This is a genomic window from Chitinimonas prasina (assembly GCF_030160395.1).
Taxonomy (GTDB): Bacteria; Pseudomonadota; Gammaproteobacteria; order Burkholderiales; family Chitinimonadaceae; genus Chitinimonas; species Chitinimonas prasina.
Genome location: NZ_BSOG01000002.1, coordinates 1272389 through 1295541, shown reverse-complemented (window position 1 = coordinate 1295541; position 23153 = coordinate 1272389). Strand labels below are relative to the sequence as shown.

Annotated in this window: 24 protein-coding genes; 12 read left to right on the top strand and 12 right to left on the bottom strand. The window is 61.6% G+C overall.

Going from position 1 to position 23153, the window contains the following annotated elements; genetic code table 11:
• Positions 1 to 242 precede the first annotated feature (242 nt).
• From pheA to QQK16_RS12960, 5 genes are all read left to right on the top strand, one after another.
• Entirely contained in the window at positions 243 to 1316 is a 1074-nt protein-coding gene (gene pheA, locus QQK16_RS12980) for a prephenate dehydratase (protein WP_284196895.1), read from the top strand.
• A 288-nt stretch (positions 1317 to 1604) separates the two neighbouring features.
• A complete protein-coding gene (locus QQK16_RS12975; protein ID WP_284196894.1) occupies positions 1605 to 2192 on the top strand; it encodes a TIGR00730 family Rossman fold protein in 588 nt (195 codons plus the stop codon).
• A 3-nt stretch (positions 2193 to 2195) separates the two neighbouring features.
• Positions 2196 to 2774, top strand: coding sequence for a nucleotidyltransferase family protein (locus QQK16_RS12970; protein ID WP_284196893.1), 579 nt, complete (start codon positions 2196 to 2198; stop codon positions 2772 to 2774).
• A gap of 15 nt (positions 2775 to 2789) precedes the next feature.
• A complete protein-coding gene (hisC, locus tag QQK16_RS12965) occupies positions 2790 to 3890 on the top strand; it encodes a histidinol-phosphate transaminase (RefSeq protein ID WP_284196892.1) in 1101 nt (366 codons plus the stop codon).
• 25 nt (positions 3891 to 3915) lie between these two features.
• The gene (locus QQK16_RS12960) at positions 3916 to 4179 is read left to right on the top strand and encodes a hypothetical protein (RefSeq protein ID WP_284196891.1); all 264 of its coding nucleotides are present in this window, start codon (positions 3916 to 3918) and stop codon (positions 4177 to 4179) included.
• 62 nt (positions 4180 to 4241) lie between these two features.
• On the opposite strand, the gene QQK16_RS12955 is transcribed toward QQK16_RS12960, so the two are convergent.
• The 5 genes from QQK16_RS12955 to rimI all read right to left on the bottom strand — a co-directional run bounded on the left by QQK16_RS12955 (position 4242) and on the right by rimI (position 10172).
• The gene (locus QQK16_RS12955; protein WP_284196890.1) at positions 4242 to 4829 is read right to left on the bottom strand and encodes a DUF1566 domain-containing protein; all 588 of its coding nucleotides are present in this window, start codon (positions 4827 to 4829) and stop codon (positions 4242 to 4244) included.
• Between the two features lie 8 nt (positions 4830 to 4837).
• Positions 4838 to 6427 (bottom strand): ethylbenzene dehydrogenase-related protein, encoded by a 1590-nt coding sequence (locus QQK16_RS12950; protein WP_284196889.1) that lies wholly within the window; start codon positions 6425 to 6427, stop codon positions 4838 to 4840.
• A 78-nt stretch (positions 6428 to 6505) separates the two neighbouring features.
• Positions 6506 to 8323 (bottom strand): DNRLRE domain-containing protein, encoded by a 1818-nt coding sequence (locus QQK16_RS12945; protein ID WP_284196888.1) that lies wholly within the window; start codon positions 8321 to 8323, stop codon positions 6506 to 6508.
• A 521-nt stretch (positions 8324 to 8844) separates the two neighbouring features.
• Complete coding sequence (locus QQK16_RS12940; protein WP_284196887.1) at positions 8845 to 9705, bottom strand: uracil-DNA glycosylase; 861 nt, start codon at positions 9703 to 9705, stop codon at positions 8845 to 8847.
• A complete protein-coding gene (gene rimI, locus QQK16_RS12935) occupies positions 9702 to 10172 on the bottom strand; it encodes a ribosomal protein S18-alanine N-acetyltransferase (protein WP_284196886.1) in 471 nt (156 codons plus the stop codon). The genes QQK16_RS12940 and rimI overlap by 4 nt, the downstream gene beginning before the upstream one ends.
• 101 nt (positions 10173 to 10273) lie before the next feature.
• On the opposite strand from rimI, the gene QQK16_RS12930 reads away from it, so the two are divergent.
• Positions 10274 to 10609 (top strand): hypothetical protein, encoded by a 336-nt coding sequence (locus QQK16_RS12930; protein ID WP_284196885.1) that lies wholly within the window; start codon positions 10274 to 10276, stop codon positions 10607 to 10609.
• 5 nt (positions 10610 to 10614) lie between these two features.
• Here QQK16_RS12930 and tsaB read toward each other — a convergent pair whose 3' ends face one another.
• Positions 10615 to 11298, bottom strand: a complete 684-nt coding sequence (gene tsaB, locus QQK16_RS12925) for a tRNA (adenosine(37)-N6)-threonylcarbamoyltransferase complex dimerization subunit type 1 TsaB (protein ID WP_284196884.1) — start codon at positions 11296 to 11298, stop codon at positions 10615 to 10617.
• A gap of 258 nt (positions 11299 to 11556) precedes the next feature.
• On the opposite strand from tsaB, the gene QQK16_RS12920 reads away from it, so the two are divergent.
• The 3 genes from QQK16_RS12920 to QQK16_RS12910 all read left to right on the top strand — a co-directional run bounded on the left by QQK16_RS12920 (position 11557) and on the right by QQK16_RS12910 (position 14218).
• Positions 11557 to 12417, top strand: a complete 861-nt coding sequence (locus QQK16_RS12920; protein WP_284196883.1) for a pirin family protein — start codon at positions 11557 to 11559, stop codon at positions 12415 to 12417.
• Positions 12418 to 12467: 50 nt separating this feature from the next.
• The gene (locus tag QQK16_RS12915) at positions 12468 to 13337 is read left to right on the top strand and encodes a pirin family protein (protein WP_284196882.1); all 870 of its coding nucleotides are present in this window, start codon (positions 12468 to 12470) and stop codon (positions 13335 to 13337) included.
• A gap of 155 nt (positions 13338 to 13492) precedes the next feature.
• On the top strand, positions 13493 to 14218 hold the full coding sequence (locus QQK16_RS12910; protein ID WP_284196881.1) for a substrate-binding periplasmic protein: 726 nt from the start codon (positions 13493 to 13495) through the stop codon (positions 14216 to 14218).
• Between the two features lie 317 nt (positions 14219 to 14535).
• On the opposite strand, the gene QQK16_RS12905 is transcribed toward QQK16_RS12910, so the two are convergent.
• The 6 genes from QQK16_RS12905 to msrB form a co-directional block, all read right to left on the bottom strand.
• Positions 14536 to 16614, bottom strand: a complete 2079-nt coding sequence (locus tag QQK16_RS12905; RefSeq protein ID WP_284196880.1) for a prolyl oligopeptidase family serine peptidase — start codon at positions 16612 to 16614, stop codon at positions 14536 to 14538.
• A 103-nt stretch (positions 16615 to 16717) separates the two neighbouring features.
• Entirely contained in the window at positions 16718 to 17056 is a 339-nt protein-coding gene (locus QQK16_RS12900; RefSeq protein WP_284196879.1) for a VanZ family protein, read from the bottom strand.
• Positions 17046 to 17486, bottom strand: a complete 441-nt coding sequence (gene recX, locus QQK16_RS12895; protein ID WP_284196878.1) for a recombination regulator RecX — start codon at positions 17484 to 17486, stop codon at positions 17046 to 17048. Before recX ends, QQK16_RS12900 begins: the two co-directional genes overlap by 11 nt.
• On the bottom strand, positions 17486 to 18484 hold the full coding sequence (gene rfaD / locus QQK16_RS12890; protein WP_284196877.1) for an ADP-glyceromanno-heptose 6-epimerase: 999 nt from the start codon (positions 18482 to 18484) through the stop codon (positions 17486 to 17488). Before rfaD ends, recX begins: the two co-directional genes overlap by 1 nt.
• 244 nt (positions 18485 to 18728) lie before the next feature.
• The gene (locus QQK16_RS12885) at positions 18729 to 20663 is read right to left on the bottom strand and encodes a hypothetical protein (RefSeq protein ID WP_284196876.1); all 1935 of its coding nucleotides are present in this window, start codon (positions 20661 to 20663) and stop codon (positions 18729 to 18731) included.
• A 1-nt stretch (position 20664) separates the two neighbouring features.
• Positions 20665 to 21060 carry a peptide-methionine (R)-S-oxide reductase MsrB gene (gene msrB, locus QQK16_RS12880; RefSeq protein ID WP_284196875.1) on the bottom strand — a complete coding sequence of 132 codons (396 nt, stop codon included), beginning with the start codon at positions 21058 to 21060 and terminating at the stop codon, positions 20665 to 20667.
• A gap of 156 nt (positions 21061 to 21216) precedes the next feature.
• Between msrB and QQK16_RS12875 the strand changes: the two genes are divergently transcribed.
• Genes QQK16_RS12875 through QQK16_RS12865 form a run of 3 tightly spaced genes read left to right on the top strand, consistent with a single transcriptional unit; the run spans position 21217 to position 23128 of the window.
• Entirely contained in the window at positions 21217 to 21996 is a 780-nt protein-coding gene (locus QQK16_RS12875; RefSeq protein WP_284196874.1) for an SDR family NAD(P)-dependent oxidoreductase, read from the top strand.
• Positions 21981 to 22709, top strand: a complete 729-nt coding sequence (locus QQK16_RS12870; protein ID WP_284196873.1) for a substrate-binding periplasmic protein — start codon at positions 21981 to 21983, stop codon at positions 22707 to 22709. The genes QQK16_RS12875 and QQK16_RS12870 overlap by 16 nt, the downstream gene beginning before the upstream one ends.
• Positions 22706 to 23128: an RNA-binding S4 domain-containing protein gene (locus QQK16_RS12865; protein WP_284196872.1), complete on the top strand. Its 423-nt coding sequence runs from the start codon at positions 22706 to 22708 to the stop codon at positions 23126 to 23128. The genes QQK16_RS12870 and QQK16_RS12865 overlap by 4 nt, the downstream gene beginning before the upstream one ends.
• The last annotated feature ends 25 nt before the right edge of the window (positions 23129 to 23153 follow it).

The window sequence follows — 23153 nt, the reverse complement described above, 5'->3', positions numbered from 1 at the left end:
CCTGGATGCGCTGGTGCCTGGTGGCGGCCGCACTGGCGGCGGTGTTTGCCGCCTATATCCGGCCCGAATCCCAGGTGGTGCTAGCCAATCTATGGGCCATGTGCGGTTTTTGAGCCTATGGCTGGTGCGAAACTCGGCAATGTCTTATAGGCCCAGCTGGCATAAAGCAGCACTGCCAAGCCATGCTATGCTCATCCGTCCCGCACCACCCTATGCCTGGTGCGCTTTCGCCAAGGTGCAGCATGTCTGATGAACAACTCAAATCCCACCGCGACGCCATCGATGCACTCGATACCCGCATTCTTGAACTGCTGAACGAGCGCGCCAGCCATGCCCGCGCCATAGGCGAGATCAAGGGGGGCGGGCTGGTCTACCGGCCCGAGCGCGAGGCGCAGGTGCTGTCGCGCATCAAGGCGACCAATCGGGGGCCGCTGCCGGACGAATCGGTCGCCAAGCTGTTCCGCGAGATCATGTCGGCCTGCCTCAGCATAGAGCGGCCGCTGACCATCGCCTATCTGGGCCCCGAGGGTACGTTCAGCCAGTCTGCCGCCATCAAGCATTTTGGCCATGCTGCCGTTACCCAGGCCTGTGCCAGCATAGACGAAGCATTCCGGGTGGTAGAGGCGCGCAGTGCCGACTATGTGGTGGCGCCGGTCGAAAACTCCACCGAGGGGGCCGTGGGCCGTACCCTGGATCTGATGGTGAACACCCCCTTGCAGGTCTGTGGGGAGGTGGTGCTACGCATCCACCACCACCTCTTGCGCAAGGACCCCAGCTTTGACGGCATACGCCGGGTTTATTCGCATGCCCAATCGCTGGCCCAATGCCATGAGTGGCTGAACAAGAACCTGCCCGCCGAGGTGGAACGTATCTCGGTGTCATCCAACGCCGAAGCCGCGCGCCTGGCCAGTCTGGATACCCAATGTGCCGCCATTGCCGGCGACGCTGCAGCGGAGAAGTTCGGCATGCTCAAGCTGGCCGAGAATATCGAAGACGAGCCCAATAACACTACCCGCTTCCTGGTGCTGGGTTACCACCACACGACGGCCAGTGGTCGCGACAAGACCAGCCTGGTGATGTCCGCCCAGAACAAGCCTGGCGCGGTCCACCAATTGCTGAGCCCCTTGGCCGAGCATGGCGTCTCCATGACCAAGTTCGAATCGCGCCCCTCGCGTACCGGCTTGTGGGAATACGTCTTCTTTGTCGACATCGAAGGCCATACCGGTGAGGCGCGGGTGCAGCAGACGCTGGATGCCTTACGTGAACGCGCGGCCTTCGTGAAGGTGCTGGGTGCCTACCCGGTGGCGGTGCTCTGATATCAAGTACAGGCGGCAGGGGATAGCGGCCTCTGCCTCATCTACGCCGCCGGCACGGATGGCTGGCTGCACTGCGTGGTAGTGGCTAGCGCGGCAGACTATAGGCTTGGTACACACAGGTGGCCCACACGCTGCGGCAATATTGGGCTGGTCAAAATGGCGGCGCCACCGAGGCAGCCGTCATATCCCGTATTGCCGGCTGGTCTGCAGATGAGCCTCATGGATGCAGGTTTTCAAGGTGGCGGCAGGTGCGCCCGCCACGGTTCCTAATAGACAGAGAGTCATGAAATGAAGTCGGTTTGCGTATTCTGTGGTTCATCGTTCGGCAAGCGGCCTGCCTATCGTGAGGCGGCCGGCCTGCTGGGGCAGACATTGGCCGAGCAGGATCTGACGCTGGTATGGGGTGGGGGCCGAGTCGGCCTGATGGGTACTGTTGCCGATGCCGTATTGGCCGCAGGCGGCGAGACGGTGGGGGTGATACCGGGCTTTATGGTGGCCAAGGAGCTGGCGCACCCGGATTCCACCGAGCTGATAGAAGTCGACAGCATGCATACCCGTAAGGCGCTGATGGCCGAGCGCTCCGATGGCTTTGTCGCCCTGCCGGGGGGTTTTGGTACGCTGGACGAGATGTTCGAGATACTGACCTGGGCGCAGTTGCATATCCATGGCAAGCCCGTGGGCTTGCTCAACGTGGCGGCCTACTTCGACCCACTGCTGGCCTGGATACACCACGCTGAGCAGGAGGGTTTTATCAAGCCCGGCCACCTAGCCTTGTTCCATGTTGCAGACAACCCGGCCGAGCTGTTGGACAAGATGCGGCAGCATCAGGCACCCGAGGGTGACTGGGCGGCCAAGGTGTCGCTGGCGCAAAGTTGAGCCATGCAGCCGGATCTGGCGGCACGCCTGCTTGCCCTGGTGGTGGCTAGCCCATGGCTGATGGCGGCCTTGCGCGCCGCACGTACGCTGGAGCTGCCCGATTGGTGCCTGGCGGCCGGGGTGGTGCGCAATATGGTCTGGGACGCGGCACATGGCCGCACGCCGCAACCCTGGCCTGAGTCCGATGTGGACCTGGTTTACTTCGATGCCACGGTCACCGATACAGCACATGATGCCGGCCTGCAGGCTCGGCTGACCGGGCTCGTGCCGTCGCTGGTGTGGGAGGTTAGCAACCAAGCGCAGGTGCATTGCTGGTTCGAGCGTTATTTTGGCCACCCGACGGCACCCATCACCAGTCTGGCGGAGGGCATCGCGAGCTGGCCGGAGACGGCGACGGCAGTCGGTGTCTGGCTTGATCATGCCGACCAGCTGCAGCTTGTCGCCCCCCTGGGTCTGGAGGATTTGTTCGGCCTGCTGGTGCGGCGCAACCCGGCACATGTCAGTATCGCAACCTATCGCCAGCGGATTGCCGACAAGCGTTATGCCGCACGCTGGCCCCTGCTCACTATCCTGCACGAGTAGTCTGCCGAGAGCCTTATGTCATCCAGCCCGCTAGCTCCCCAACATGTCCGTGACCTTGCACCTTATCAGGGCGGCAAACCCATCGCTGATCTGGCACGAGAACTGAATCTGGACCCGGCCAGCATCATCAAGCTGGCATCCAACGAGAATCCGCAAGGCCTCAGCTCCAAGGCGCGCGAGGCCATGCTGTTGGCCATGGATGGCCTGACGCGCTACCCAGACGACAATGGCTATGCGCTCAAGGCCGCCATTGCCCGGCGTTTTGCCGTGCAGCCGTCGCAGATCGTACTGGGAAACGGCTCCAACGATATCCTGGAACTCGCTGCCCGCATCTTCGTGACACCGGCGGACACGGTGGTCTATTCGCAGTATGCGTTCGCCTACTACAGACTGGCGACCCAGGCCGCCGGTGCGAGAGGCCTGGAAGTTCGGGCCGTGGAGTATGGCCATGACCTGGGAGCCATGCTGGCGGCCATCCAGCCCGATACCAAGCTGGTGTTCATCGCCAACCCCAACAATCCCACCGGCACGCTGTGCCGGCCAGGCGATGTGCTGGAGTTTCTGGAAAGCTGCCCGCCGCAGGTGCTGGTGGTGCTGGATGAGGCGTATGTCGAGTTTTTACCGCCAGAGAAGCGCAGCGATACCCTGGCGCTGTTGCAGCGTTTTCCGAATCTGCTGGTTTGCAGGACGCTTTCCAAGGCCTATGGCTTGGCAGGGTTGCGTATCGGTTTTGGTATCGCCAGCCCAGCCGTGGCCGAGCTGCTGAACCGGGTGCGCCGCCCATTCAACGTCAACGCCCTTGCCCAAGCAGCGGCTGTCGCTGCACTGGACGATGCCGAATTCCTGCGAGAGACCATCCGCATCAACACCGCTGGCATGCAACAGCTGACCGAGGCATTCATCCGGCTCGGCATCCCCTTTATACCCAGCCACGCCAACTTCATCACCTTCCACGTCGGCGACGGGGCCTTGTTGAACCAGTACATGCTGGAACAAGGGGTCATCATTCGGCCGCTGACGAACTATGGTATGAGAGACAGCCTGCGCGTTTCCATCGGCCTGCCTGAAGAGAACGCGCGTTTTATTGCCGTGCTGGAAGCAGCGCTGGGGGGCTAGACCTACTGGCGCGGGAGACTGGCAGATGGTTTTTGCGCTCTGTTTCGATACCAATACCCTGCATTGCTTTATGAGTGAGCGCCTGGCGGCGGACTATTGCCGCCAGCATGGCGGTGACTGGCAGCTGTGCGATGAGCAGGGCAGGGCGGTGTATCCGCCGGGTTTTGCCCCAAGGGCGCAAATGGGTTTGCTGGCGGCGCATCTGTGGCTGGCAGAGGCCCCTTACGCCGAGGGCGTGCTGCCGTATGGGTTTGATCCATCCCCTAGCGGCGGGCTGGGGCAGAACTAGGCGGCCGTCTACAGCAGTGCTACGCGGCTTGGCGGGCGCAAGGGCGATGGCAGGCCAAAGGCTTATCGGCTGGGCCCCGCCACCAGGCGTATCCGCGCTGCTGCCGACGTCGGTAGCCACAGGCTCTGGCCGCTGCCGAAGTGAACCAGTCTGGCCTCGTACTCATTGCGCGCATTCTGCCGCAAGTCGGCGCTCCAGTACGGGAAGCGGCCGGTATGCGGGAAGAAGCCGGTAGCGATGCGTGGATTGCCGATAAAGCCGGTATCGAGCAGCAATCCCTGCAGTTCTGCCGCGCTGGGCAGGCGCCAGTCGCTGCGCTGGCACCAGCGCTCACGCCTGGCCTGGGCAATCAGATCGCTACTATCGCAGGGGATGACCTGCAGCCTGGTATTGATGCAGCTGCCGGACTTGGCCTTGCCGGTGCCACTGGCGGCATCGAACCAGGAGTAGGTGGCGGCATCCAGATGGGTGCCTTCGTTGTCGGTCTTGTTCTCCCATACCAAGCCTGTCTGCTTGTCCACAATACAGGCCCAGGGGCCGAGATGGGGCGGCAGCGTCGTACCTTGGGACGTCAGTTTCTGGTAGCGGGATTCGTCGGCAGCGGCGGCCGTGCAGGCCAACCAGGCCAGGAGCGGGAGCAGGCGTTGCATGGCGGGCCTCAATCGAAGCGCAATCGCAAGGGCCGCAGGTGATAGCTATGGCGGATCTGGGCGTGGTCGAACACGGCCACCCACAGGTAGAGCCCATCCACCAGATCGAGATCGAACGGCGAGGCTGATTGGATGCCGCGGGCGGCCTCCAGCGTCCACCGGCCTTGCTGCCACTGCGCTGCAGCCTGCACATCGCCCCTGTCGCCTTCGAACACGGTCTTCCACAGTACCGAAGGCATTAGGGTGCCGACGGGGTAGTGATCGTCCTTGCTGTCATAGGGCATGGATTCATACCAGGACATACCCCAGTACACGCTTGGATCGTTTGCTTTGGCCTGCTGGAAGCGCGTCAGCAGGGCGGGATCTCGCGGCAGGCGCTTGGGGCGGATGTTGCCCTCGCCCGGCCAGGCCCAGTTCTCGGTGTAACCGCCGGCTTGCAGCGGGTCGGATTTGTAGCCAGCGGTGTAGCGGGTATCGCCGGGAACCACTGGGTAGGGCGAGCCGAAATGGCTGTCGTCCAGCTGGTTGAAGCCGTGGGTGCGGACGGCTTTCCAGTGCCATACATCGATCAGGCCGCCACCTTGGGCTGCGTGATAGCCCCTGCCCGTCGCATGTGGTGGCGCCCGGTGTACCGGTTGGTGGCCCAACTGCATGCTGCCGCTGCCTGCCGCTGCGGCATCGTTGGCAAACATGATGGCCAGCTTGTCTTCGTAGTACAGGGTTTCATCGTGCTGGTTCAGGCCGCGCTGCTTGATCTGCCAGCCTGTGGGTGTCTTGATCAAGGGCAGGTGCTGCAGGCTGGGGGTGGGGTCGGGCCAGCTGAATCGGAAGTACATGACTTCTCCCTGCCTGAGTGCCTGCACTGTCACCGGTATGGCGGCCTGTTCGCGGCCTACGCCCAGTGTTTCGACGGTGCGGGCGGCTGCCTGTTGCCAGGCGGCTTCGGTGCTTGCGCCATCGACGGTGATGGTCTCGGACAAGGCGATGCTGCCGACAGGCAGCACGGCAGTGGTGGCCTGCTGCCAAGTGGGCCGCAACAGCCAGGTAGCGGTGCCGATGCCAAGTATCGCCAGCAGCGTGACGACGCAGGCCTGCCATGTCAGCCGTGGCAGAACAATGGCGCGTAGCTGTGTCCAGGGCGTCCAGCCGGCCTGCATGACCATATGCAGGATGAAGCAGGCCAGCAAGGTGAAGGCCAGCCAGCGATGGGCCCATAGTAGCCAGCCGCCCGCCGCTGCGCTGCCCGCCAGATAGATTGCCAGCCCTAGCAGCAGCAAGGCCAGCAGCAGCCAGCGCAGGGCCTGGATCAATCCACGGTTGTAGGGGGCCATCCGACCCGCCGTGCTGTATGGGCGAGCTGCGCGGTTCAGCCACAGGTGGGTGCCATAGGCACTGGCCAGTACCAGCCAGCAGCAGGCGAGCAGCAGGTGCAGGCCATAAACATCACCTTGCGGCAGCCAATGAGCAATACCCGGGAGCAGGTCGTCCAGGCGGCTGCTGATATGGATGCGCGCGCCGCTGGCCAGGCTGGCGAACAGCAAGGGCAGTGCCAGCCAGTGCAGGATGACGATGCGGGTAAGGGGTTTGTGCAGGGGCATGGCGGTTAAGGGGAAAGGCCCGCAATGCGTCAGCATGCGGGCCGTTAGGTCGAATAGCGTTACCGCTAGGCTAGGGGTTTAGCGCGTGGTGGGTACGGTGAAGTTCAGCAAAAGCTGCGCGGCATTGCCACTTTCGCGCGAACTGAAATCCACCCCATTGCTGCTACCACCGCTGGACAGGACCACCCCGTGGTTGACCATGCTGCCATTGAGCCAGCCTTGCACCATGGCCACGCCAGCGGCATTGAGGGTAATGCTGGCGCTGCCGTTGCTGGATGGCACCACGCTGCCTATCAGCGTACCGCCCGAGGTCTGGGCATAGGTTGCGGTAGTTTCGCTCCAGCTGCTGTTCATGGCATGGAGGTTGTAGCTGCCACTGGATGGATCGACCACGTTGAGCTTGATCGAGGCGCTCTGCACTGTTGCGCCGGCGGGGACGCTGGTCAGCCCCCAGCCCAGCAGGGCGCGCAACTGCTTGCCGGCGTCGTCGCCATCGGCTAGCACGGTGTTGCCATTTTGCAGGGTGCCGCTGCTGGAGACGGTTACGTCGCGGGTGGCGCTCAGGCTGATGCTCTGGCCGGGCACGCTGGTGCTTTCGTTCAGCTCGGTCAGGTTGTTGGCGGCCCGCTTGAGGCTGAAGACATTGCCGACGGCGGCCGAGTCCCACAGGCTCCAGCCGGTTGGCAGGGCCAGTGGGTCGGCATCGCGGCCCCCTTTGCTCAGCGTGCTGGTGCTAGGCTCGCTGGATAGGTACACCGTACGGATATCGACATTGCTTGCTGTCGCCTGTATCACGTTCAGGTGGGCAAAGCTGCCCTGATCGACTATCCAGGGTGAGCTGCGGTCTGCCGTGCGCACTGGTGCGCCCCAGGCGCCCTCGCCGATATAGACTGTGCCGGCGCTGACCTCCTGGTAATCGCTGCCGTTGGGCCTTACCGGCTTGGTGTACTTGGCGATATGGGTGTCGGACTCATTGACCAGATTCATGCGGTAGTCGTAGAAGACCTGTGCCCAATCCAGTGCGATCTGGTGCACTGCTGGCTTGGACGAGCTGCGCGGGAACATGGGCTTGTGATACTGAGCCAAGCGCCATTGGGCGCTCGTGCCATTGGCCGGCAGGTCGCCGTTCAGCCAGTTGCGCTGGGCCGTACGATCATTGGCCTGGCTGGAGCCGAACTCGGTGTTGAGGGTATAGATACGCAACAGGTTGCCGACATTGAGCGCATAGTAGCTGTCGCGCAGCGAGCAACTGCCGTTGCGATCGGCATCTACGCCAAACACCGAACACATGAAATTCATGTCCGATGCCTCGTGGTTGCCCACCGTGGGGATGAGCGGATAGGCTTGCTTGTAAGCCACGCCGTTGATGGTTGTCGGGGTGTAGGTCAGCAGCCAGTCGGTGAGCCAGGTATCCATCTCGCTGGCGCTATGGTTATCGGTGTAGTCGCCACTGAACATGACAAAGTGAGGCCGGACTTTCTGCACCAGCCGGTTGCCCTGCTGGCGTTGGCTGCGGTTGGTACGTGAATCGCCGCCCGCAATGAAGGTAAGCCCTTGCGGTGCGCTGGGGGCCGTGCGGAAGAAGTAGGGTTCGGTGCAGCCGGTGCTATCGCAGGCGCGGAAATAGTACTCGGTATTGGCGGTCAGGCCGGTGAGTCGGACAAAGTAGTTGTCCAGGCTACTCTTGAAGGTGCGTTTGATGGCAGTGGCGCTGTTTTGCCAACTGCTTTCCGTGGTGCTGCTACCGTACTTGACGTATTGGCCGCTGGAGCCGGCCGAGCCACTGCGCGAAAAGCCGATGATGGCTTCGCTGCTTGGGTTGGCTTCCCACACGATACGCACATTCTTGACGGCTGCTTCTGCCTGGCTGGCCAGTGCGAGTCCAAGGCACAGCAAGCCAATTCTCCTATACACCTTCATTTCCGCCTCCTTTATGGGTTTTGATGCTGTCTTCAGACTGAAGGGGACTGCCATCAACTACGCTTGCGCCTTGATACGGTACGGCTGGGATATCTCTCGCTAGCGATCCGGCCGACAGGGCATCGCTGTCTTACGCGCGCCGTGTCTGGCTTTGGCAATTCTGCTTTCGGGCAAGTCCACTGAGGTCGCTGGAATGTAGTAGGGAAATATGACGAATAAAAGTCGGTGTTGCCAAAGTGGCGTGCAGATGCCGATTTGTTGTACCGCTGACGCATGTCTGCGCGCCGGCCTGGTGCCCATCGGTATGCCTGGCGGTGGTGCTGGATGGTGCCTGCCGACATCCCGGATTGGACAAGGGCTACGAATGGGTATCGATTTTCACTGCGTGCGGCGACGGAGGCCCATGTTGCAGGGAGGGAACCTCTCTGAAACCCTAAGTACTATCAATCACTGGCACGACTAGCCAGGGTCGCTACGCTTGGTTTTGCTGGCGGCGCTTAGTCTTTGTGCTTTTCCAGCGTTCTATTGGCCATCACCAGATCCTGCCAGGCTTTGTACTTGTCGGACATATTGCGCAGCAGATAGGCAGGGTGATAGCTCACCACCACCGGGGTGCCACGGTAGTCATGCAGCTTGCCGCGCAGGCTGGCAATGCTGGCCTCGCGGCCCAGCAGGGTCTGCACAGCGAAGCGGCCGACGGCAAAGATGACCTTGGGCTTGATCAGTTCAACCTGGCGGTGCAGAAAGGGTGCACACAGGGCCAGTTCGTCCGGGTGGGGGTTGCGGTTCTGTGGGGGGCGGCATTTGAGCGTGTTGAGGATAAACACGTTCTCCTGGCGCGAGCGATCCACGCTGGCCAGCATGGCATCCAGCAACTTGCCCGCCTGGCCCACAAAGGGCTCGCCTTGGCGGTCTTCCTCGGCGCCGGGGGCTTCGCCCACAACCAGCCAGTCGGCATCGGGCTTGCCAACGCCAAATACGGTCTTGCTGCGGCTCTTGCATAGGCTGCAGGCAGTGCAGGCCGTCACTTCGGCTTGTAGCGCGGGCCAGTCTAACTGCGCGATAGCCAGTGCCCGCTTGTCTGGTTCTGTAGAAACGGCGACGGCTTGCGTTGCCTGGACATCGGCCGGTTTCTCGGCAGGCATGACCTGGGCTATGCGCGATGGCCGGCCGCCCAGCGTCTGCGTTGGCGCGATGACGGAATCTATCGCGGCATCGATAGCAGCACTTGGCGGGGGGGCAGCGATAACCGGAGTGGTCTCAACGGCGGCAGGATCGGCAGTCAGCAGTTCGCGCCGTACCCAGCAGGGTGCCAGGCCCAGCTCTTCCAGTATCAGTTCTCGCCTGCCGTCACTCATCGTCCGCCTTCATCCAGTATCAGCGCCATCAATACCGCATCCTCCCGCCCTTCGGCGGCGCGGTAATAGCCCTTGCGCAGGCCATTTTCCACGAAGCCCAGCCTGCGGTACAGCGAGCGTGCTGCTGCGTTGCTCTTGCGCACTTCCAGTATCATCACGGCCGCGCCTTCCTCCCTGCCTTGCTCTGCCACAGTCTCGACCAGTTGTCGGGCAATGCCACGACGCTGGCAATCCTGGCGTACACCCAAGGTAAGCAGGGACAGCTCGTCCAGCACCTGGCTGGTGACAGCAAAGCCGATCACCTCGCCGGCCTGCTCGGCTATCCAGCCACGATGTCCCTCTGCGTAGGACTGGATGAATTGCAGAGCAGTCCAGGGGAAGGCCTGCAGCGCAGCCTCAATGGCGGCCATGGCGGGCAGATCGGTTTCTGCCAGGGGGCGGATAAGCAGTGGCGTAGCGGAGTTCACGGGATATTCGTTAAAAGTAACACGGTTTTCGCTGAAAATACGCGCCCGGCATACGGCTTGGTGCGCATAATTTCAGCAAATCATTGTGGACGGCCAAGGCCATGACTAATAGTGCTGAAGGTATTGCTGTCGTTGTCAATCTGGACTACCTCACCTTGCCTTATGACGTCTGCCGCATGCTTTGGGTGGTGGTCGAACGCGCCATGGTAGAGGCGGGTTTTGTCCTCGATGGCCGGGTGTTCCTGGCCCAGAACGACACCACGGCGGCGGAGCGCGCCCGGGTGGTAATGAAGTCGCTGGAGCCGACGTTTGAATCGTTGGGGGTATCGCAGTTCGATGCCGTCCGTGAATTCTACTGCTACGATCTGGCCGCCCGGATAGACCTGAATATGATCGACACTGCTGAAGTGGTGGAGTTGATAGAAACCTTGGCCTGAGCCACTCAGGCTTTCTTCTCCCGCTCACTGGTCTTGAGCGCCACCTTGTCGCGGATATAAAGCAGCTCGAGTTGCTCGGCCCTGGTGGCGCGGCCAGCAGCGAACTCCCGTTGTGCCAGCTTGAGTACGCCGCGTGCGTGCGGAAAGCGCGAGCCTTCCACGCCTGCCAGTTGCGCACCATATTGCCGGGCCAATGCCTCGCCCTGTACCGCAAAACCACTGCCTACACCCAGCCAGTTGCCGTCGGGCAACGGGGGCAAGGCCTGCGGGCCGCAGACCGTGGTTGCCACACTTTCCACCCAGTCATCACCCTGCCGGGTAAAGCCGGCCAGGTACAGCTCGCCCATGCGGGCATCCAGTACGGCCAAGGACTGCGGGCTATCGGTATCCGCTGCCAGTGCAGCTAGGGTATTGACACCGACGGTGGGTATATCCAGCCCGAACGCCAGGCCCTGGACTATGCCGCAACCTATGCGCAAGCCGGTGAACGAACCTGGACCGATGGACAAGGCCAGGCCATCCAGCTGGCTGAAGCTGGCGCCCGCGTCTGCCAGCAGCGCCTGCATCATGGGCAGTGTAAGTTCGGCATGGCGCTGCTGGGCATGCCAATCGCGCGCCAGCACCTCGCCCTTGTACAAAAGGCAAAGCGACAGATATTCGGTTGAGGTGTCTAGCGTGAGCAGGTTCATGGTTAATCTGGCCGATGGCAGGGGCGAATTCTAACATGTGGCCTATCCATGCCCATGCTGCTCTGCGAGGACAGCATTCCCGGCACCCGGGAGCTCTTGGCGTTGGCTGCTATCAGTGGCGACAGACCTATAGAAATAGTTAATCAAAAATATTGATGTATATGACCCATTTTTTTCGCTATCTACCGGTAATTTATTGGTCAAGAATGGCATGCACAAGATCGGTAAATGATCAGAATTCTTGAAAGGATTTTAGCCATGACTACTACTGTCTTCGCTTCGCGTGAAATTGAACGCATCGTCAATGGCATGCCAACATCGGATGGCGCAGGGGTAAAGCTGCTGCGTGTGCTGACTCAGGATCTGCAGCAACGGCTGGATCCCTTCCTGATGCTGGACTACTTCCATAGCGACGACCCGCAGGACTACCTGGCGGGCTTTCCTGATCACCCCCATCGTGGCTTCGAGACCGTGACCTATATGCTGAATGGCCGCATGCGTCACCGTGACAATGCGGGCAATGAAGGACTGCTGACGGCGGGCGGCGTGCAATGGATGACGGCGGGCCGAGGTATCGTGCACTCGGAACTGCCGGAGCAGGAAGCCGGCCTGATGCAAGGCTTCCAGCTTTGGGTGAACCTGCCGGGCAAGCATAAGCTCACGACACCGGGCTACCGTGATATACCGGCTGGCGACATACCGGTGCTGCTGACGGAGCAGGGTGTTACCGTCAAGGTGATCGCTGGGCAAAGCGGGGGTGTGGCCGGCGCGGTGCAGAAGGACGACACAGAACCTCTCTACCTGGACCTGCACCTGCCGGCCCAAGCCGAGTTTGAACAGGCAATGCCCGCTGGCTTCAATGGATTTGTCTATGCTTACGAAGGCATTGCCTTGCTGGGTGGCCGTGCACAGGCCGTGCGGGCCCGGCAAATGGGCGTGCTGGAAACCCGTGCCGAGCGCGATGGGGTACGAATCAAGGGGGGCGAGGCCGGTGCCAAGTTGCTGCTGATAGCCGGCAAGCCCTTGCGTGAACCCATTGCCCAATGGGGGCCATTCGTGATGAATACGCGTGAGGAAGTCATGCAGGCAGTTGAAGACTTCCGTACCGGTGCATTTTGAGTTCACGCCCTGCTGCGTCGGCAGGGCGTTCCGGATACCGAGGAAATAGCATGTCCAGCATCCAACACCTGCTCAAGCCGCACGAGCGCGACCTTGGCGGTTTCAGCGTAAAGCGGCTGCTGCCGTCCTTGCCCAAGCAGGCAGTAGGGCCTTTTATATTCTTTGACCATATGGGGCCATCGGCACAGGCGCCAGGAGAGGGCATGGACGTACGCCCCCATCCGCATATTGGCTTGGCGACAGTGACCTATCTGTATGAGGGAGAGATACTGCACCGCGACAGCCTGGGCAGTGTGCAGGTGATACGGCCTGGCGATGTGAACTGGATGACGGCGGGAAGTGGTGTGGTGCATTCGGAGCGCACGCCACCCGGGGCACGCGCCCAGGGCCAGACGCTGCACGGCTTGCAGACCTGGTTTGCGCTGCCCAGGGAGTATGAGGACACGGCGCCGGGCTTTTGGCACCACCCGGCGGCCACGCTGCCGCTGTTGGAAGAGCCTGGCTTGAGTCTGCGGGTGATACTAGGGACGGCCTATGGTCAGACTTCGCCCGTGCATACCTATGGCGATACCTTGTATGTGGCGGGGGAACTGGCAGCCGGAGCGACTTTTGAGATACCGCCCGAGCATGCCGAGCGAGGTGTCTATCTGGCCAGCGGCAGCCTGGAGATCGATGGGATTGCCATCCAGCCAGGGCAATTGGCGGTGCTGGTGCCGGGGGCGACGGTTAGTGTCAGGGCCACGAGCGATACGCGCTTGCTGGTATTGGGTGGCGAGCCGCTGGATGGCCCACGCTATATCTGGTGGAATTTTGTGGCTTCGAGCCGCGAGCGGATCGAGGCAGCCAAGCAACGATGGCAGGCTGGCGAGTTCCCCCAGGTGCCTGGCGAGACAGAGCGCATCCCCTTGCCGGAAAAATAAGTAAGTGGGGATGCGTCGGCCCGGGCACCTGCTGGTCCGCCATGGTGCTTTGCGCTGCGCTGGGTGGGCTGTGACAGACATTGAACAGGCTCTTAGACAAGCGGCGGGTTTTTACAGGCTATAGTGTCATCAGCTTGTTGCCTGGAGGCGTGGACATGTCGCTTGCGCACCTTATTCTGCTTGGTCTGTTGTTGATGGCGATGCCAGCCCTGGCGCTCCCCTGGGTGGTCGCCAGTGACGAGGCCTTTCCGCCTTACGCCTACCTTGATCAGAAAACACGGCAGCCTGCAGGTATGGATACCGAAATCGTGCGGGCCGCGCTGGAAGCTGCCAGCCAGCCCTATCAAATCCAGTTGTACCCGTGGGAACGGGTCAAGAAGATGCTGGATTACAAGCAGGTGGACATGGCCTACCAGTTTGTTGGCACGCCGGAGCGTATGGAAAAGTATCGGCTGGTTGGCCCCATACGCAATGGGGTGACGGTGCTAATGACGCGTCGGGACGGCCCGGCCGATTACCAGACGTTGGAGGACCTGTCGCCTTACATCGTGGGAACGGTGCTGGGTTTCTCCTACACCGAGACTTTCGACAAGGCCGCGCTGAAGAAGGATGCGGGTGCGACCAGCCCGCTTCAACTGGTGCAAAAGCTGATTGCCCGCCGGGTGGATGTGATCATAGGTGACAAGGCGCAGCTGCTCTACCTGGCGCGCGAATTGGGTGCAGACAAGGATTTACGGATACTTGGGCAGCCCCTGGCCGAAGTGCCACGCTATGTCGGCTTCCCCAAGGACGAGGCGATCAAGGCACAACGCTTTGCCGACGGACTGGAAAAGATACGCCGTGATGGCACCCTGGACAAGATTCTAAGCAAATGGCAGTAGGCCCGCGTTAGTGCCGCAGGCATGCCCGGCCGGCCCGCCAGCGGGGTATGCCTGTCCCGTTCCGGTTGGCCTAGCTGGGGCAGTGGCCGGTGCTGTTGCTCTTCGGTCAGCGTGTCTGCCGGTTCACCTGCCACAGTTGAATATCGCCAGCGCACGGCAACACTGCCACACCCGTGAGGGTCTGGGCCACCATGGTTTGCCATTTCATGGCCGGCTTGCTGCCCTGAACCGCCGATATCCTTTATTGCAAAGTGCAGCAACAAAAAAGCCGACCATACAAGGTCGGCTTTTTGGGTTGCGGACTGGTGAACAGGCGCTTACTGCAGCGTCTTCCACAGGAAGCTGTATTCCAGTGCAGTCATGTCGGCTTTTTGCTTATTATCGGCCGCGCCTGCATGGCCACCTTCCATGTTCTCGTAGTACCAGACAGACTTGACACCCATCTCCTGGAACTTGGCCATCATCTTGCGGGCGTGGCCAGGGTGGACGCGGTCATCGCGGGTCGAGGTGGTAAACAGTATATTGGGGTAGCGGCTACCCTTCTTGATATTGTGGTAAGGCGAATACTTCCGGATATAGGCCCACTCTGCGGGGATATCCGGGTTGCCATACTCGCCCATCCACGAGGCGCCAGCCAGCAGTTGGTTGAAGCGCTTCATGTCCAGCAGCGGTACCTGGCAGACCACGGCGCCGAACAGGTCGGGCCGCTGGGTCATCATCACCCCCATCAACAAGCCGCCGTTGCTGCCTCCCATGATGCCGAGCTTGGCGGGCTTGGTGATCTTGCGCTTGACCAGGTCCTCGCCCACGGCGATGAAATCATCATAGGACTTTTGGCGATTGGACTTGAGTGCGGCCTGATGCCAGCGCGGGCCGAATTCGCCACCACCACGGATGTTCGCCACCACGTAGACGCCACCCTTTTCCAGCCAGGCCTTGCCCACACCGGCCGAATACCAGGGCGTCATGCTCTGCTCGAAACCGCCATAGCCGTAGAGCAGGGTGGGGTTGCTGCCATCCAGCTTGAGGTTTTTTGCCTTGACGATGAAGTAAGGCACTTTGGTGCCATCCTTGGAGGTGGCTTCGTTCTGGGCGATCTCGAAGCCGCTGGCATCGAAGAAGGCTGGGCGCTGCTTCAGCAGCTCGCGCTTGTCACTACCGGCCGTGCCCAGGTAGAGCGAGTCCGGGGTCAGGAAGTCAACATGGGTGAGGAAGTAATCATCCGACTCATCGGCATCCACCCCGGTGACGCCCAGGCTGCCAAAAGCAGGGGCATCCACCTTGCGGCTGGCCCACTTGCCACTCTCGAAACGCCATTCATCGATACGGCCTTTGACATTGTCCAGCACGGTGACCAGTACATGGTTACGGGTCACGGTCATGCCATCCATGGCCGTGGTGGGCGTGGGGGTAAACAGCGGCGTGAAATCACGCTTGCCAGCCTGGAAGGCGGCAAAATCCACGGCCAGCAGGCTGCCGGACGGCCAGGTCTTGTCGCCAATCTGCCACGGCTCGCGCAGGCTGATCAGCATTTGCGGGCCGAAGAAGCTGATGGTGGCGCCGGCCGGCTTGGCGATAGGGGTGAGCTTGTCGCCCTCGCGCAGGAAATCCTCGCTGGTGTAGAAGGTCACGCCGCGGCTGATGATTTCGCGGCGGAAACCGGGCTGCTCGCTGACGTAGGCCGATACGGAGATATCGGCCTTCTGGCCTTCAAATACGGTCTTGGCAGCCGCCAAGGGAGTGCCCCGCTGCCACAGCTTGACCACGCGTGGGTAGCCCGAGTCGGTCAGCGAGCCGGCACCAAAGTCGGTAGCGATAAACAAGGCATCCTTGCCTTGCCAGCTGATATCCATCTTGGCTTCGGGCAGGGTGTAGCCGTCCTTCACGAAGGACTTGCTGGCGAGGTCGAACTCACGGGATACCACCGCATCTGCGCCGCCGCGCGACAGGGCCAGCATGCAACGGTCGTAGGCGGGTTGGCGACAATTGCTGCCCTTGAATACCCAGTTCTCGTTTTCGGCCTTGGCCAGGCTGTCGAGGTCCAGCACGGTTTCCCACTCGGGCTCGGCGGTACGGTAGCTGGCCAGGGTGGTGCGGCGCCATACACCGCGTGGGTGTTCGGCATCACGCCAGAAGTTGTAGTAGTAAGCCCCCATTTTGTTGATATAGGGGATACGGGCCTTGGAGTTCAGGATGTCCAGCACCTGGCCACGCAGGGCCTCGAAGCCCGGTTGCTGCTCCAGCATGGCGCGGCTGACGGCGTTATGGGCCTTGACCCAGGCCAGCGATTTTTCGCCGGCTACGTCTTCCAGCCATTGATGGGGGTCGGTGGGCTTGCCTGCCAGGGTGACGGTACTGGTGCCCAGCAGGGCCAGCGATAACAGCAACTTTTTCATGGTGCTCCTCGTGAGAGACGGTGCGCTGATGGATGATTCGACGCGCGGCAGCATAAGCATCTGCGGCTGGCAGGGCGAGTTTTCTGCGATGGGCTGTTGTATTTCAGGACAGACGGGGAAGCAGGCGACGTACCGCCAGCGCTATGCTGACACCAAGCAGGGCGCCCAGTGCATTGGCCAGCATGTCGAGCGGATCGAAGCTGCGATAGGGCGTCATGGCCTGCAGGCATTCAATCAAAACACCGTAGGTGCTGCAGGCCAGCAGGGTGCGGCCGTAGCGTGCCGGGAAGCATCCGGCCCACCAGGCGGCAAGCACACCATAGCCCAGCAGGTGCATGAGCTTGTCGCCCTGTGCCACCTCGGGCATGGGCGGTCCAGGCATGAGCGAACCAACCGCCAGTGCCAGGCCCAGCAACAGTCCCACGATAACTTCAGTCTTCATCCAAACCACCCAGCACCTTGCGTATGGTGTCGTAAGCAAAGCCACGCGCCTGCATGAAGCGGGCTTGCCGCGCACGCTCTGCGGGGTCGGTCGGCACTTCCCGAAATTTCTTGCGCCAGACTTCGCGTGCCCGGCTCAGCTCGTCGTCTTCGGCAGGTAGTTGCGCTAGCGCATCGGCGATCAGGGCATCGGCCACGCCACGCTCACGCAACTCGTTCTGCAAGCGGTAGCGGCCAAAGCGTGCGGCATTGGCATCGACATAGGCTATGGCGAAGCGGGCGTCGGATTGCCAGTTGCGCTCCACCAGCTCGTCGAGCAGGGCGTCGAGTTCCTCGCGCGCCACATCGCTGCCACCGAGCTTGCGGCGTAGCTCGGTGCGGGAGTGCTCGCGCTGCGACAACAGCTTGAGCGCCTTGCCACGCAGATCCATCAAGCCTTGCGCCCGTAGAGCCAGTCGATATAGCGGCCTACGCCCTCATCGACAGTCAGGAAGGGATGTTCGTAGCCTGTTTCACGCAGGCGGGCGATATCGGCCTCGGTAAAGCTCTGGTACTTGCCGACCAAGGCCTCGGGGAAGGGGATGTACTCGATGATGCCCTGCGCCACCAGTTCGTCCAATGCCAGGGCCGGCTTGCCATCGTGGCGGCGGCAGGCGTTGACATTGGCGGCGGCCAGTTCGTTGAAGCTCTGTGCCCGTCCCGTGCCCAGGTTGAAGATGCCCGACTGCTTGGGGTGATCCAGAAAGTGCAGGTTGACCCGTACCACGTCCTCTACCGAGACAAAGTCGCGCTTCTGTTCGCCATTGCCGTAACCGTCGCATCCCGCAAACAGCTTGACCTTGCCGTGCTCACGGTACTGATGGAAGTGATGGTAGGCGACCGAGGCCATGCGGCCCTTGTGATTTTCACGGGGGCCATAGACATTGAAGTAGCGCAGTCCCACCACCTGGGCGCTCAGGTCATCCCAGCGACGCCGGACGATCTGGTCGAACAGGAACTTGGAATAGCCGTAGACGTTGAGTGGTGCCTCGAATTCACGCTCTTCGCGAAAAACCGAGCCACCGCCGTACACGGATGCGCTGGAAGCGTAGATGAAGGGGATTTCCTCGATCTGGCAGTAATCGAGCAGGGCCAGCGAATACTGGTAGTTGTTGTCCAGCATATAGCGGCCGTCCTGCTCCATGGTGTCGGAACAGGCACCTTGATGCAGCACGGCGTCGATTTCGCCATCGAAGTCGCCGGCATCCAGTTGCTCGATGAAATCATCTTTGTCGATGTAGTGCGCTATCTCGCAATCGACCAGGTTCTTGAATTTGTCGCCCTGCTTGAGATCGTCCACCGCGATGATTTCGCTGATGCCGCGCTCATTGAGTGCCTTGACAAGGTTGGAGCCGATAAAGCCGGCGGCGCCGGTGACGACGATAAACATAGGGTGGTCCGAGTAAGGTAGGGCGGGTATAGGGCGCACGCGGCATGGGCAGGTGATCAGGCGGACAGCTCAGCCTGGGCACCGGCAGCCATGAGGCGCATAGCATGACCTGATTTTAGCCTTGTTTCCGGCAACTGGCTGCTCACGGTCGTCAAATCCCCGCTGGCGTGCAGCGAGGCTCCACGCCAGCGGGCTGGGCGTAGGGAGGCGCCGCACCTTGCCATGCCGTGCGGTATAGCGGCGCTTACTCCAGCGTGAAACGCTGCATCAAATTGCCGGGATAGCGCACGTACAGGCTGCCATCGGCAGCGACCCAGAAGGCATCGAACAGATTGCTCATGTTGCCGCTGGTGGTCTGGACCTGGTAATCCGGTCGCAACAGATATTCGGCGCCTGCGGCATTGCTGAGCGTCAGCCTGCCTTCACCGGATGGGGACACAAACCAGCCGCCTTTTTCGGCCGCCTCGGTAATGAAGGCAAGGTCATGAAAAACCGGGTAGATCAGTTGCGAAGCACCTTGGCCGTTGTGCCAGTGCACGATGCCCTGGCCATCGACCGCGATGCTGGTGGGCACGATGGCAGGAACCGAGCTGTAACCCAGCTGCGGCCTGCCCAGCAGGAAGGTGCTGGCTGAGGCGGGATTGCTGCTCTGCAGCTGCAGCAGGCCGTTACTGGTGATCTGAGTCTGCAGGCCGCTCTGCAGTAGCAGGGGGGCGAAGCGGGTCATATCCTGCAGCACCGCTGTGACGTCCAGTTGCAGCAGGGGGCTGCTGAAGTGGTAGCTGCCATCGGTGTTGAACTGGCTAGCGCCGGTACTAATGGCAGCTAGGCTACCCTGGGGGAAAACCGACAAGCTGGTGCCGGGGAGACTCAGCTTGAGTGTGCCATCTGCCTGCTGGCTTACGCTGGCGCCCAGTTGCGCTGCGAGGTAGTCCTGCGGGCTCATGCCTAACCGGGCTGGCATGTTGCTGCCGCTAAGGCGCGGCGCCCAGAGGGGGTAGGCAGTCAATCCATCCGGGCGCTCCAGCCGGATGGGGTCTCCGGCCTTGCCGAGCTTGCCGCTGAGCGAACCGAAGTAGACCCCCAGCAACTGGCCGTCACCATTGAAGCGTGCTACTTCACCGGCTTTCAGCTGCAGGGTGGTCGCCGCAGCGGTGACATTCCTGGGGGGATAGAGGGTGAGGGTGGCGTCGCCGCTCTCCAGCGAGATCGCGGCGGTGTCGCTCAGTCGGCTGATGTGGGCAGTGGCGCCTGCGCTGCCAGTGCGTACCGTGACTTCTCGCAGCAAGGTTTCACTGCCGAGCAAAAAGCCGCCCAACAGGCTGTTGCCTTCGGTGTTGCGCAACATGGCCTCGCCTTGGGTCAGCAGCAGGCCGGTCTGGGTGCCGCCTGCTGGCTGGCGCAAGGCATAGGTGGCGAGGAAGGTATTGCGTTGTTTGGTCAGGGTCTCGGGGTTGGTCTGCACGGTCAGTGTCTGTCCGCCCAGTTGCAGTTGGTTCAGGGCCTGCGGCGCAAAGCTGATGAATACCCGGGAGCTGGCACTCTGTGCGAACTGCAGGGGCGCAGGCGGGGCGCTCAACAGGACCAGTAGACCGTTCTCGGCCACACCAACCTGGCCGGAGAGGCTGCCGATATTGCTGACCATGTCCAGGGTGGCGGGCTGGGCGGTAAAGCCGGTGGCATCGTCCAACTGGCCGGCTGCCAGGTCGCCTTCGAACTCGAACGGCTCCGCCGGGGAGCTATTGTCGTTGAAGTCAATGCGCAGTGACTCCTGGGCATGGCCGCTTACCTTGGTGGCATTGCCGCTCTGTACTGCACTGTCTGCCAGCGTGATGCTCAGGTTGTAGACATCGTGTCGGTCTTCATGGCTGCTGGCACTACCACCCAGGCTGAGAGTTGCTTCTGTTGCGCTGTTCACCAGCAGGCTGGCGCTCAGGCCCGTTGGCAGGTGGGCAATGCTGGCACGTCCGGTGCTAAGCAGGTTGGTGCCTACTGGGGCATTGAAGCTGTCGCCGCTCAGCTTAAGTGTCAGCGCATTGCCCAGAGCGCCATTGTTGCTCGCTGCCTCGGTGAATACCGTGTCGGAGTAAACTAGGCTGGCTGCCTGCGCGCAGGGTTGCAGCAGGGCAAGCAGCAAGCAAAGGGTAAACAGCGTGGGCCGTGAGCGGGGTGTTTGCATGTCAGCCGGACTTGGGTTCTAGGTTGATGGACGCCGAATTGACGCAATAGCGCAGACCATCGGGGCCGGGGCCATCGGGGAAGACATGACCCAGGTGGGCATCACAGGCTGCGCAAAGTATCTCGGTGCGTATCATGCCATGAGTCGTATCCCGGCGTTCGATGACGGCGCCGGGGATGGCCTGCCAGAAGCTGGGCCAGCCGCAACCAGCGTCGAATTTGGTGGTCGAAACAAACAACGGCGTGGCGCAGCAGATGCAGCGATAGGTACCGTCGGTGGTGGTATCCCAGTAGATGCCGCTGAAGGGTGGCTCGGTATGGGCGTGGCGGGTCACGCGGTACTGCGTTTCATTCAGCTGAGCGCGCCATTCGGCATCGGTTTTGCTTACTTTGGCCATGGTGGCTTCCTCGGTGTATACACTTGAAATACTGGAATACGAGTAAGTTGGGTGAAGCGGGGCATAAATGCAAGGGCTTGCCCTGGCGCAATAAGCGCTGGATTGCCTCATGCTAGACTCCGCACCCTTGGTCGAACTCAACTCCGCAGGCTGACAATGCAACCCTGGCAAGATTTCAACGCTCCTTCCGATTACCTGAAAGACCGCGTCATCATTGTGACGGGCGCGGGTCAAGGCATAGGCGAGGTCGCCGCCATGAGTTTGGCCGCGCATGGTGCAACCATTGTGCTGGTGGGGCGTAACGACAAGAAACTGACCAAGGTCTACGATGCCATCGAAGCCGCCGGTGGCGCCAAGCCTGCGGCCGTGCCGGTGGATCTGGCCGCCATGAGCGATCAGGACTGCGTCAACTTCGCCAACCTGATCTGGAAGGAGTTTGATCGGCTCGATGGCATAGTCCACTGTGCCAATGGCTTCAATCACCTATCGCCGCTGACTAACCAGAAGCTGGAGGAGTGGGTCAGCATGTATCGGGTGAATGTAGCTGCGCCGTTTGCCATCACGCGGGCTTGCCTGCCTTTGCTCAAGCGGGCCGAGGACGCCAGCGTACTGTTTGTGGGCGAGCAGCATGCGTTTGATCCCAAGGCCTATTGGGGCGGTTTTGCCACTACCCGTGCCGGCCAGGCTGCGCTGTCCAAGGTGGCGGCAGATGAATGGGGCAAGGCCCCCATGCCACGGGTGAACCTGCTGGTGCCAGGGCCGGTAAAGAGCCCTTTCCGGACCAAGACCCATCCCGCCGAAGACAAGAATGCCATCCCGGCTGCGGCCGATATGGCTACTGCCTTCCTGTGGCTGATGGGACCCGCCAGCGCCGAACTGCGTGGTCAGACACTGCGCTTCAATCCTATGGACACCAGCGGATGGGCAGGCGACTGATCGCCCTGTTGGCAAGCTTGCTGCTGTCGCCCGCCGGGGCGGCAGTAGAGGGAATAGTGACTGCCGATATTATGCCCATGGCCTACCGCCAGGATGGCAAGGGGCGCGGCATGATGTATGAGTTGGTGCAGGAATTGGCACCCCGCCTGGGTTTCCATGGCGATATCAGGTTCTACCCTTGGCCACGGGCCCAGGCGACGGCGCGCTCGGGTGCGGCCATGCTGATTTTTCCGGTGTCACGCACACCTGATCGCGAAAAACTCTACACTTGGGTAGCGCCGCTCGGTGTCATGCGGCACCTGATGCTGACCCGCCGTGATCTGAATGTATCTTTGGACGACCATGCCGCCATGGGCAAGCTGCCGGTGGGGGTGTTGCGCGGTTCACCCCACCGCGCCATGTTGGAGAACCTGGGATATCGGCACATTCTGGAAGAACCCAGCAACGAGGCATTGCTGCGCTTGCTGGATCAGAACATGGTCGCGGCCATAGTCAGCGGTGACTGGGTGATACGGGCCACCTTGCAGCAGGCGGGGCGGGATGAGAGACAGTTTGTGTTCGGGAAGCCTTTGGCCAGTACCGAGGTATACGTTGCCGCTTCACTGACCACGCCGGAGGTGGAGGTGCTGGCTTGGCGCCAGGCTATTGAGACTGCTCGCCGCGACGGGGTGATAGATCGCTTGATGAAGAAATACGGGGTTGCTACGCCATGAGCCGAAAGCAGGACGAATCGGCCAGCGCGGATATACGGCTGGACAAATGGTTGTGGGCTGCCCGGTTTTTCAAGACGCGCAGCCTGGCAGGCACAGCCATTGATGGCGGTCATGTCCATCTCAATGGTGAGCGCGCCAAACCCTCTCGCCACCTCAAGCCTGGCGATCGATTGCGCATACGGACGCAGACTGAAGAGTACGAAGTGCTGGTCTTGGCACTCAGCGAGAAGCGCGGGCCGGCCACCGAGGCGCGTTTGCTGTATGTGGAGACGGCAGAGAGCGAGGCGGCACGGCAGTCCCGGCGCGAGGCACAGGCGCTGGCGCCGGTGTTCGAACATCCTGACGTGCGAGGCCGGCCGACCAAGAAATGGCGGCGGCAGCTGCACTACTTTGAACGCAAGCTGGCAGGCAGCGAGTAGACCGCCAGCATAGACATGCAACAGG

Excerpts from the sequence above, each read along its gene's own strand:
- QQK16_RS12900 (WP_284196879.1), bottom strand. The coding sequence starts at position 17,056 with ATGAAGACTGAAGTTATCGTGGGACTGTTGCTGGGCCTGGCACTGGCG.
- rfaD (WP_284196877.1), bottom strand. The coding sequence starts at position 18,484 with ATGTTTATCGTCGTCACCGGCGCCGCCGGCTTTATCGGCTCCAACCTT.
- pheA (WP_284196895.1), top strand. The coding sequence starts at position 243 with ATGTCTGATGAACAACTCAAATCCCACCGCGACGCCATCGATGCACTC.
- hisC (WP_284196892.1), top strand. The coding sequence starts at position 2,790 with ATGTCATCCAGCCCGCTAGCTCCCCAACATGTCCGTGACCTTGCACCT.
- tsaB (WP_284196884.1), bottom strand. The coding sequence starts at position 11,298 with ATGAACCTGCTCACGCTAGACACCTCAACCGAATATCTGTCGCTTTGC.
- QQK16_RS12910 (WP_284196881.1), top strand. The coding sequence starts at position 13,493 with ATGTCGCTTGCGCACCTTATTCTGCTTGGTCTGTTGTTGATGGCGATG.
- recX (WP_284196878.1), bottom strand. The coding sequence starts at position 17,486 with ATGGATCTGCGTGGCAAGGCGCTCAAGCTGTTGTCGCAGCGCGAGCAC.
- QQK16_RS12875 (WP_284196874.1), top strand. The coding sequence starts at position 21,217 with ATGCAACCCTGGCAAGATTTCAACGCTCCTTCCGATTACCTGAAAGAC.
- QQK16_RS12975 (WP_284196894.1), top strand. The coding sequence starts at position 1,605 with ATGAAGTCGGTTTGCGTATTCTGTGGTTCATCGTTCGGCAAGCGGCCT.
- QQK16_RS12955 (WP_284196890.1), bottom strand. The coding sequence starts at position 4,829 with ATGCAACGCCTGCTCCCGCTCCTGGCCTGGTTGGCCTGCACGGCCGCC.
- QQK16_RS12870 (WP_284196873.1), top strand. The coding sequence starts at position 21,981 with ATGGGCAGGCGACTGATCGCCCTGTTGGCAAGCTTGCTGCTGTCGCCC.
- QQK16_RS12865 (WP_284196872.1), top strand. The coding sequence starts at position 22,706 with ATGAGCCGAAAGCAGGACGAATCGGCCAGCGCGGATATACGGCTGGAC.
- QQK16_RS12940 (WP_284196887.1), bottom strand. The coding sequence starts at position 9,705 with ATGAGTGACGGCAGGCGAGAACTGATACTGGAAGAGCTGGGCCTGGCA.
- QQK16_RS12970 (WP_284196893.1), top strand. The coding sequence starts at position 2,196 with ATGCAGCCGGATCTGGCGGCACGCCTGCTTGCCCTGGTGGTGGCTAGC.
- QQK16_RS12915 (WP_284196882.1), top strand. The coding sequence starts at position 12,468 with ATGTCCAGCATCCAACACCTGCTCAAGCCGCACGAGCGCGACCTTGGC.
- msrB (WP_284196875.1), bottom strand. The coding sequence starts at position 21,060 with ATGGCCAAAGTAAGCAAAACCGATGCCGAATGGCGCGCTCAGCTGAAT.
- QQK16_RS12885 (WP_284196876.1), bottom strand. The coding sequence starts at position 20,663 with ATGCAAACACCCCGCTCACGGCCCACGCTGTTTACCCTTTGCTTGCTG.
- QQK16_RS12950 (WP_284196889.1), bottom strand. The coding sequence starts at position 6,427 with ATGCCCCTGCACAAACCCCTTACCCGCATCGTCATCCTGCACTGGCTG.
- QQK16_RS12905 (WP_284196880.1), bottom strand. The coding sequence starts at position 16,614 with ATGAAAAAGTTGCTGTTATCGCTGGCCCTGCTGGGCACCAGTACCGTC.
- QQK16_RS12960 (WP_284196891.1), top strand. The coding sequence starts at position 3,916 with ATGGTTTTTGCGCTCTGTTTCGATACCAATACCCTGCATTGCTTTATG.
- QQK16_RS12920 (WP_284196883.1), top strand. The coding sequence starts at position 11,557 with ATGACTACTACTGTCTTCGCTTCGCGTGAAATTGAACGCATCGTCAAT.
- QQK16_RS12930 (WP_284196885.1), top strand. The coding sequence starts at position 10,274 with ATGACTAATAGTGCTGAAGGTATTGCTGTCGTTGTCAATCTGGACTAC.